This is a genomic window from uncultured Blautia sp., from assembly GCF_902497045.1.
GTDB lineage: Bacteria > Bacillota > Clostridia > Lachnospirales > Lachnospiraceae > Blautia_A.
Window position 1 is genome coordinate 1 of sequence record NZ_CABVDF010000117.1, and the last position, 8,582, is coordinate 8,582.

The 8,582-nt window shown below is 41.8% G+C and carries 9 protein-coding genes; all 9 read right to left on the reverse strand.

Annotated elements, in window-relative coordinates:
• Positions 1-734: ABC transporter ATP-binding protein (locus RDS42_RS09370; protein ID WP_308783433.1), on the reverse strand; the 734-nt coding region annotated here is incomplete at its 3' end.
• A gap of 172 nt (positions 735-906) precedes the next feature.
• Positions 907-1,629, reverse strand: coding sequence for a 16S rRNA (guanine(527)-N(7))-methyltransferase RsmG (gene rsmG / locus RDS42_RS09375; RefSeq protein WP_308783434.1), 723 nt, complete (start codon positions 1,627-1,629; stop codon positions 907-909).
• 10 nt (positions 1,630-1,639) lie between these two features.
• Positions 1,640-3,529, reverse strand: coding sequence for a tRNA uridine-5-carboxymethylaminomethyl(34) synthesis enzyme MnmG (gene mnmG / locus RDS42_RS09380; RefSeq protein WP_308783435.1), 1,890 nt, complete (start codon positions 3,527-3,529; stop codon positions 1,640-1,642).
• A 14-nt stretch (positions 3,530-3,543) separates the two neighbouring features.
• Positions 3,544-4,917, reverse strand: a complete 1,374-nt coding sequence (mnmE, locus tag RDS42_RS09385; RefSeq protein ID WP_308783436.1) for a tRNA uridine-5-carboxymethylaminomethyl(34) synthesis GTPase MnmE — start codon at positions 4,915-4,917, stop codon at positions 3,544-3,546.
• Between the two features lie 110 nt (positions 4,918-5,027).
• Positions 5,028-5,966 (reverse strand): RNA-binding cell elongation regulator Jag/EloR, encoded by a 939-nt coding sequence (jag, locus tag RDS42_RS09390; RefSeq protein WP_308783437.1) that lies wholly within the window; start codon positions 5,964-5,966, stop codon positions 5,028-5,030.
• Between the two features lie 23 nt (positions 5,967-5,989).
• Positions 5,990-7,273, reverse strand: a complete 1,284-nt coding sequence (locus tag RDS42_RS09395; RefSeq protein WP_308783439.1) for a YidC/Oxa1 family membrane protein insertase — start codon at positions 7,271-7,273, stop codon at positions 5,990-5,992.
• Positions 7,274-7,299: 26 nt separating this feature from the next.
• Positions 7,300-7,509, reverse strand: a complete 210-nt coding sequence (gene yidD / locus RDS42_RS09400) for a membrane protein insertion efficiency factor YidD (protein WP_177296194.1) — start codon at positions 7,507-7,509, stop codon at positions 7,300-7,302.
• Complete coding sequence (gene rnpA / locus RDS42_RS09405) at positions 7,490-7,852, reverse strand: ribonuclease P protein component (RefSeq protein ID WP_308783438.1); 363 nt, start codon at positions 7,850-7,852, stop codon at positions 7,490-7,492. The genes yidD and rnpA overlap by 20 nt, the downstream gene beginning before the upstream one ends.
• 88 nt (positions 7,853-7,940) lie before the next feature.
• On the reverse strand, positions 7,941-8,075 hold the full coding sequence (gene rpmH, locus RDS42_RS09410; protein ID WP_005423866.1) for a 50S ribosomal protein L34: 135 nt from the start codon (positions 8,073-8,075) through the stop codon (positions 7,941-7,943).
• Between the last annotated feature and the right edge of the window lie 507 nt (positions 8,076-8,582).

Consider the following 8,582-nt stretch of genomic DNA (forward strand, 5'->3'; position numbering starts at 1 on the left):
CCCAATAGATTCTGACGAATAATATCCTTTTCTCCTTTAACAAGAAGATTAATATTATTCGCTCCTGCTGCCAGCCTGCTCAGGTTATCCGGAGTGTCACTGGCAACCAGTTTTCCATGAGAAATGATCAGTACATAATCACAGACAGCACTGACTTCCGACAGAATATGTGAGCTTAATATTACCGTATGTTTTTGCTTCAGACTTTTGATCAGATCACGTATTTCAATGATCTGTTTAGGGTCCAGACCAACGGTAGGTTCATCCAGAATGATCACTTCCGGATAGCCTAAAATAGCCTGAGCAAGACCAACTCTCTGGCGATAGCCCTTAGAAAGATTCTTGATCAGACGATTCTTCATATCTGTTATTTTTACCATATCCATGACTTCTTCTATCATGGCTTTCTTTTTATCTTTTGGGATTTTTTTCAGATCCGCTGCGAATTTCATATATTCCAGAACGGTCATATCGAAATAGAGAGGCGGCTGCTCCGGAAGATATCCGATGCATTTTTTTGCCTTTTCCGGCTCTTCCAGAATATCATATCCATCTATGGATACGGTGCCTTCTGTAGAGGCAATATAGCCGGTAATCATATTCATTGTAGTAGATTTCCCTGCACCATTCGGCCCCAGAAATCCATAAATTTTCCCTTTCTCTATTTGAAAAGAAAGGTGGTCAACTGCTGTATGATCGCCATACTTTTTGACCAGATTTTTGACTTCAATCACTGAATTTCTCCTCCTTTTATCACTGATAAGAGAAGATGTTTCCAGACGAAACAGAGATAGGGGGAGTCCGGAAACATCTTCTTATAAAACAGATCATCATCTGTCTGCTTCATGAATATTTTATGAAAAAAATGTGATAAAAGTAGGGGTATTATGTGAGGATTTTGTGAAACTAAATCAAAGGTTCCTTCAGCGGTGTACCTGCCTTCCTGGGATATTTGCCCGGTGTTGCCTTTATCTTTTCGATCACCACCAGAGATCTCTGTATTTCAGAATCCGGAAGCTGGAAATAAACTACATCTCTGATTTTTCCGCCAAGGATCTTTACTGCCTTTTCCGCCTGCTCCACTTCCTCCTGCACCGTACCGGATTTATAAGAAATAAAGCTTCCGCCCGGTTTCACATAAGGAAGACAATATTCAGAAAGTGTTGCAAGATTGGAGACGGCTCGTGATACGCACAGATCAAAGCTTTCTCTGTAGGCCTTATTTTTGGCAAATTCCTCTGCTCGTCCGTGAATAGCCGTAATATCTGTCAGCTTCAGAAGTGCAAAGGTCTCCTCCAGGAAATTCACTCTTTTTTTCAGGGAATCCAAAAGGCAGGCTTCCAGATGCGGGAAGGCTATCTTCAGGGGAACTCCGGGGAATCCAGCTCCTGTACCTATATCCATCACACGCTTTACATTCTTCATATCCACAGCCTTGACACAGGCAAGGCTGTCCAGAAAGTGCTTTACAAGGACCTCCTGAAATTCCGTGATCCCGGTAAGGTTCATGACTTTATTTTTTTCTACCAGATACTCATAAAAAACAATAAACTGCTGCCTCTGCTCCTCATTTAATGAGATGCCCATTTCCTGGCAGCCCTGATCCAAAATCGTCAGATCGTATGCCATATTCTTTTCCTCAACCCTTTCTTCTGTACTGTTCCAGATATATAAGAAGCACAGAAATATCTGCCGGAGAAACTCCTGATATCCTGGATGCCTGTCCGATAGAGATCGGTCTGTATGCCTCCAGCTTTTGTCTGGCTTCGATCCTCAGACTTCCCACCTTCTCATAATCCAGATCTTCCGGTATCTTCTTTGCTTCCAGCTTTTTAAACTGCTCTACCTGCTTCATCTGGCGCTTAATATAGCCTTCATATTTCAGATTGATCTCCACCTGCTGCTTCACATCCCATGGCAGCTCCGGACGGTTTTTATCAATAGGAGCAACATCTTCGTAGGTAAGCTCCGGTCTTCTGATCAGCTCGGCAACCGTAGTCCCTGATTTCAGAAGCGTACTTTTCTTTTCTTCCAGAAGTGCCTGAACCTCCGGTGTTCCTCCTATGGTGGTATGCTCGGTACGTTTTATTTCTTCCTGGATCGCCTTTTCTTTTTCCAGGGTTTTCTGATAAGTTTCCTCATCGATCAGACCTGCTTCATATCCCTTTTTCCTCAGACGGAGATCTGCATTATCCTGCCGGAGAAGAAGACGATATTCCGCACGGCTTGTCATCATTCGGTAAGGCTCATGGTTTTCTTTTGTTACCAGGTCATCGATCAGAACGCCTATATATGCCTCTGAACGGTCCAGCACAAGCATTTCTCTGCCTTTCAGTTCCATGGACGCATTAATACCGGCAATAAGGCCCTGTGCGGCTGCCTCCTCATATCCTGAGCTGCCGTTAAACTGTCCGGCGCTGAACAGTCCTTTGATATTTTTAAATTCCAGAGTCGGATAAAGCTGTCTGGGGTTAATACAGTCATACTCGATCGCATAAGCATTTTTTACAATTCTTGCATGTTCCAGACCGGGAACGGAATGGTACATGGCATCCTGTACATCCTCCGGAAGAGAACTGGACATTCCTCCAATATACATTTCGTTGGTATAAAGTCCCTCCGGCTCAATAAATACCTGATGTCGGTTTTTATCTGCAAATCTGACCACCTTATCCTCAATGGACGGACAATATCTGGGGCCGGTTCCCTCTATCGTGCCGGAATAAAGTGGAGAACGATCCAGGTTGCTGCGAATGATTTCATGTGTTTTTTCATTTGTATAAGTCAGCCAGCAGGATTTCTGAGGGATCTGCACGGTTTCCGGATCCGTAGAAAAGGAAAACGGAACTACTCTCTCATCGCCAAACTGTTCTTCCATTTTGGAATAATCGATACTGTTTCCTGCAATACGGGCCGGTGTTCCTGTTTTGAACCGGAAAATCTCGATTCCCAGTTCCTTCAGGGAATCTGTCAGATAATTGGCTGCCTGCAGACCATTAGGGCCTGTATAATCACTGACATCACCGTAAATACATCGTGCCTTCAGATACGTTCCTGTACACAGGATCACCGCCCTGCAATGGTAAACAGCCCCTGAATAAAGCTGTACGCCCGTAATCCTTCCCTCTTCCACAAGAAGCTTAGTAACCTCTCCCTGACGGATGGTAAGATTTTCCTGATTTTCTAACGTTTTTCGCATTTCATTGCTGTAAGCCTGCTTATCTGCCTGTGCTCTCAGAGAATGGACTGCCGGTCCTTTTGATTTATTCAGCATTTTGGACTGGATAAATGTTTTATCTACATTTTTTCCCATTTCACCGCCCAAAGCATCAATTTCTCTTACCAAGTGCCCTTTGGAACTCCCTCCGATATTCGGATTACAGGGCATTAGAGCAATGCTGTCTACACTAACAGTAAACATTACTGTATCAAATCCAAGACGCGCACCTGCAAGTGCAGCCTCGCAGCCTGCATGTCCCGCGCCTACCACTACAATATCACAATATTTTTCCAGCCTTTTTTCACTCATCTGTCATGTCCTCCTTACTTGCCCACGCAGAACTTGGAAAAAATCTCATTTACCAGATCTTCTCCAAGACTTTCTCCAAGAATCCTCCCCAGAGCCTCGTAAGCTCCCATAAGATCAATGGAAAAAAAGTCCTCAGGCATTCCTGCTTCAATGCTCTCTGTAACCATTTCCAGACTCTTTTCTGCCTCCTCCAGAGCTGTCTTATGCCTTGCATTTGTAATGTAGACCTCATCATCAAAGGAGATTTCTCCCTGGAAAAACATTTCCCTGATAGATTTTTCCAGATCTTCTATCCCCGTTTCCTCCACTACAGAAACAGGAATTACCTGGCTTCCGGTTTTTTCCCTGAGTCTTCCCATATCCACTGCCGAAGCAAGGTCTGTTTTATTATAGATCACAATACTTTTTCTTCCTCTCAGAAGGTCCATGATCTCCTTGTCATTTTCATCCAAAGGCTGAGACGAGTCCACCACATACAGGATCAGATCTGCCTTTTCTGCCATCTGACGCGCCTTTTCCACACCGATTTTTTCAACTACATCCTCTGTTTCCCGGATCCCTGCAGTATCAATGATTCTGAGACTGATCCCATGAAGAGAAATATATTCCTCCAGCGTATCTCTTGTTGTTCCTGCGATCTCTGTAACAATCGCCCTGTCTTCTCCTACCAGAAAGTTCAAAAGAGAGGATTTTCCGGCATTTGGCTTTCCAAGAATAACGGTACGGATTCCCTCCTGTATCATCTTTCCGTCATCTGCGGATTTTAACAGCTTCTGAACCTTTTTCTTCTGTTCTTCTGCCACTTCCAGAAGCTCCTGAGGATATCCTTCCAGATCAAAGTGCTCCGGATCATCCAGAGCTGTTTCTATATAAGCAATATGATGGAGAAGCTTTCCACGGATTTCTTTTACTGCACGGAGCACAGACCCCTTCAGCTGCTCAACAGAGCTTTTCAGAGCCACCTCACTTTTTGCCTGGATCACATCCATAACCGCCTCTGCCTGAGAAAGATCCAGCCTTCCGTTCAGAAATGCACGCTTAGTAAACTCTCCCGGCTCTGCCACCTGGGCTCCGTTTTTTAATACTGTCTCCAGAACTCTTTTCATGGCATAAACACCGCCGTGACAGTCGATTTCCACTGTATCTTCACCGGTATATGTTTTCGGCCCCCGCATGACCATTACAAGAACTTCATCCACTGTTTCATCTCCGTCATAAATATATCCATAGTGGATGGTATGGGTCTTTACTTCTTTTATATTTTTTCTGCCGTTTTTGGAACGGTAGATCCTTGCGATCACATTCATGGCATCTTCACCGCTGATCCGTACAATTCCGATACCGGAAGCACTCATAGCAGTGGAGATTGCTGCTATCGTAGTCTCCATAATTGTTTTTCCTCCTAAAAAAAATGTTATCCCGGGAAAAAGCCTACGTCAAGTCCGTATTATTCACGCTTTCACCTAGAATAACATTTTTTGTAAGATGTATCTACATCTTAATATCTTTTTAATTTTACAACTACATGACGATAAGGTTCTTCGCCCTCACTTACCGTCTCCACAAATTTATTACCCTGAAGAGCAGAATGGATAATTCTTCTTTCGTATGGGTTCATTGGTTCAAGAACAACCGGTTTTCTGGTTTTCTTTACCTTGTAGGCAATTCCTCTTGCCAGATTTTCCAGTGTCTCTTTTCTTCTTCTGCGGTAATCTTCTGTATCCAGTTTTACACGAATGTAAGTGGATTTTCCTTTATTTACCACAAGACTGGTAAGATACTGCAGGGAATCAAGAGTCTGTCCTCTTTTTCCAATGAGGATACCCATATCCTGACCTTCAAAATCAACCTCAAGACAACCGTCTTTTGTATTATATTTGGATGTGATCTGAACCTCTCCCAGATCCATGGAAGTAAATACTTCTTTCAGAAATACAAGAGCTCTTTCTTCAATATCTTTAATTTCTTCCGGATCAGAAATTATCTCGATCTCTCTTGCCGGTTTTTCTTTTTGAATCTTTTCTTTTGGTTCTCTTACCGGTTTTTCACGGAAAGTTTTTTCCTTTGCAGGCTTCGGCAGTTTTTCTTTAGGCTCTTCTGCTTTCTCTTTAACCTCTTTTGCCGGTTCTTCCTTTCTTTCCGGTTTATAAGAAGGTTTTGCATTCTGTCTGGATACCTGCTTCGGCGCTTTTTTCTCTTCTTTAAAGGAATCAAGCTTTACTGAATCTACAATTTTCTCAATTTCAGCATCCTCTGCAGCTTCCTGAAGTCTGCGTACCTTAATAATCGCAGGCTTGCTTCCGAATCCAAAGAACCCGGAGCTTCCTTCAGAAACTACCTGAATCTCTAACTGATCACTGGATACGCCCAGCTCAATACACGCTTTTGTGATTGCTTCATTTTTCGTTTTTGCCGAAAACTGAACATACTCTTCCATCGTTACCCCTCCGTTCCTTCTTATTATTTCTTCTTGTTTCTCTCATCGAAGCTTCTTACAAGATTTGCTTTTGCTGTGATACTGTCCGGTTTGGCGTTTGCTGCCTTCTTATAGGACTCTTCCACTTTTCTTGCACGTTCTGCTTCCGGAGAACCGCTGTTTCCTTTATCGATCTTATTGATATTTTTTACACTCTGATGAGCCTGATTAGTGATCTTCTGAGGAGGAAGGCCTGCTTTTGCTCTCTTCTCTTCAATCTTCTTCATATTCTCATTGATCAGAACTTCAATATCCATCTTATTCAAATGACGGTTGATCAGAACCTGCTGCACACTTCGCACAACTGCACTGAATATCCAGTAAATACCAAGACCTACAGGGAATGTAAAACAGAAAAATGCAGACATCAGAGGCATTACCATATTCATAGTCTTCATGGAATTTGCCATCGGATTGCTGTCATCATTATTCTGCGCTGCCTGAGGCATCAGTTTCAGGTTCAACACCTGAGTTCCCCATGAAAACAGCGGAATCAGAAGCGCAACTACTGCAAGAAGAATGGATCCGCCTACAAATGCAGCCTTAATATAGTTCCACGGCATTTCCGCAATGTTCAGTCCAAGGAAATTCTGCATATGGGAAATTTCTGCCGCTGTGCTGTCGATTGCCTGAGAAAATCCTGCAAACTGCTTCATATCTCCCAGTTTTTCCCACTGTGCAGGAGAAAGTGCATACAAAAAGTCAATAACGGAGTTTGAGGTTGCAGTACTTCCATCAAGAATCAGACGAACACGGGTCATCTTGTTGTCTGTAATAAAATCCTGAAGAATATTTGTGTATCCGCTTACACCGATGATCTGAGATGCCACACCATCAAGTACGCTTTTTACACTGCCTACATAAGCAGGAATATTCTGGATAACATGCCACAGAGACCACAGGATCGGCAACTGGATCAAAAGCTGTACACAGCTTCCGGTAGGTGATACTCCATATTTCTGATATACGGCTGAGGTTTCTTCCTGCATTTTCTGCATAGAAACCTGATCTTTTTTATTCTGATATTTTTTCTGGATCTTCATAAGCTCCGGCTGCATAACAGAACTCAGCTTGGAGAATTTCTGCTGCTTGATCTGCAGTGGAGTCATAAAAAGATAGATCAGAATACTGAAAATGACAATACAAAGACCAAGATTCTGGATTCCGAATAATCCGTCAAGGAATTTGTAAATACCGTTCATGATCCATCCCATGACTACTGAGATCTGACCGATGATCGGCGTCGAGTTCTTTGTAGCTAAAATCATCAATTCCAATTTTCAAATCCTCCTGATCATGGCACAGGGTCATAACCTCCATGAGAAAAAGGATTGCACCTTAATATTCTCCATAAGGCAAGCAACCCTCCCTTAACTGCGCCATATTTTTCAATTGCTTCTAAACCATATTGAGAACATGTGGGAATATAAGGACATTTTGTTCTCTTCATCGGTGACAGATATTTCTGATAAAGTCGTATCAATTTAATTAGAAATTTCTTCATTTTTATTCTCACCTGCTATCTGATGCTTTTTTGCAAGGTGCAGCAATGCGCTCTCTATCTCCTGATAGCTTTTTTCCTTTGCTGACGGTCTGGCTATTACTACAATATCCAGACTTTTCTTAAATAGCTGCTCATTTAAACGATAACTTTCCCTTATCAGCCTGGTGACTCTGTGGCGTACCACACTATTCCCTACTTTTTTACTTACTGATATTCCCAGACGATTCTTCATGTACTGATTTTCCAGCACGTACATCACCAGATACCGATTTGCATAAGATGTTCCATGTCTGTAAACCTGTTGAAAATCACTGTTTTTTTTCAAGGACTCTGAATATTTCATCGAATCCTCCTTTGATTACAAAATTAATAGTACAGGATTATTCCTGAATAGAAGAAAAGACCACAAAACTGCGGTCTTATATCTTAGCTTACGCTGATAACTGCTTTCTTCCTTTTAATCTTCTTGCAGCTAATACTTTACGGCCGCCTTTTGTGCTCATGCGGGCTCTGAATCCGTGAACTTTAGCTCTTGATCTCTTTTTCGGCTGAAATGTCATTTTCATAGGTAAAGCACCTCCTTTATCTATTATCCAATTTTAAATTTTTCCATAGAACATCATTTCAATTATATTCATAAACCCCCTGTTCGTCAAGCAAAATTTACGTTTTTTCCGCAAAACAAAGCGGATCGACCTGTTTCGAACTTCATAATCTATTAAGATTGAAAGTCTTCTCAAAAACTCCATATTTGAAAGTTTTTATAATCAACACCCTAATGTGGAAATCTATAGTTAACGTAAAGTTATGCACATTTTGTGGATAACTTGTGGATAACTTTTATTTTACCTTGATAAATATCCACATTTTTCGACTTTTTTATACACATTATGTTTATAAAACCCTTTATTTTACAGTATTTTTTTCGTGGAAAAAGTTTTACACAATCCCCATAGGGATTTATCCACCTTCTTCGGTCTTATGTTAACCTATTGCGGTTTTTCCACAAACCAGCACTTATCCACATGTGGAAAAATGTGTATAACTATAAAACTTGAAATAAGGATTGCGAA

Bases quoted from the DNA above. Each gene is read 5' to 3' on its own strand.
- rsmG (WP_308783434.1), bottom strand. From the start codon at position 1,629: ATGGCATACGATCTGACGATTTTGGATCAGGGCTGCCAGGAAATGGGC.
- mnmG (WP_308783435.1), bottom strand. From the start codon at position 3,529: ATGAGTGAAAAAAGGCTGGAAAAATATTGTGATATTGTAGTGGTAGGC.
- mnmE (WP_308783436.1), bottom strand. From the start codon at position 4,917: ATGGAGACTACGATAGCAGCAATCTCCACTGCTATGAGTGCTTCCGGT.
- jag (WP_308783437.1), bottom strand. From the start codon at position 5,966: ATGGAAGAGTATGTTCAGTTTTCGGCAAAAACGAAAAATGAAGCAATC.
- RDS42_RS09395 (WP_308783439.1), bottom strand. From the start codon at position 7,273: ATGATTTTAGCTACAAAGAACTCGACGCCGATCATCGGTCAGATCTCA.
- yidD (WP_177296194.1), bottom strand. From the start codon at position 7,509: ATGAAGAAATTTCTAATTAAATTGATACGACTTTATCAGAAATATCTG.
- rnpA (WP_308783438.1), bottom strand. From the start codon at position 7,852: ATGAAATATTCAGAGTCCTTGAAAAAAAACAGTGATTTTCAACAGGTT.
- rpmH (WP_005423866.1), bottom strand. From the start codon at position 8,075: ATGAAAATGACATTTCAGCCGAAAAAGAGATCAAGAGCTAAAGTTCAC.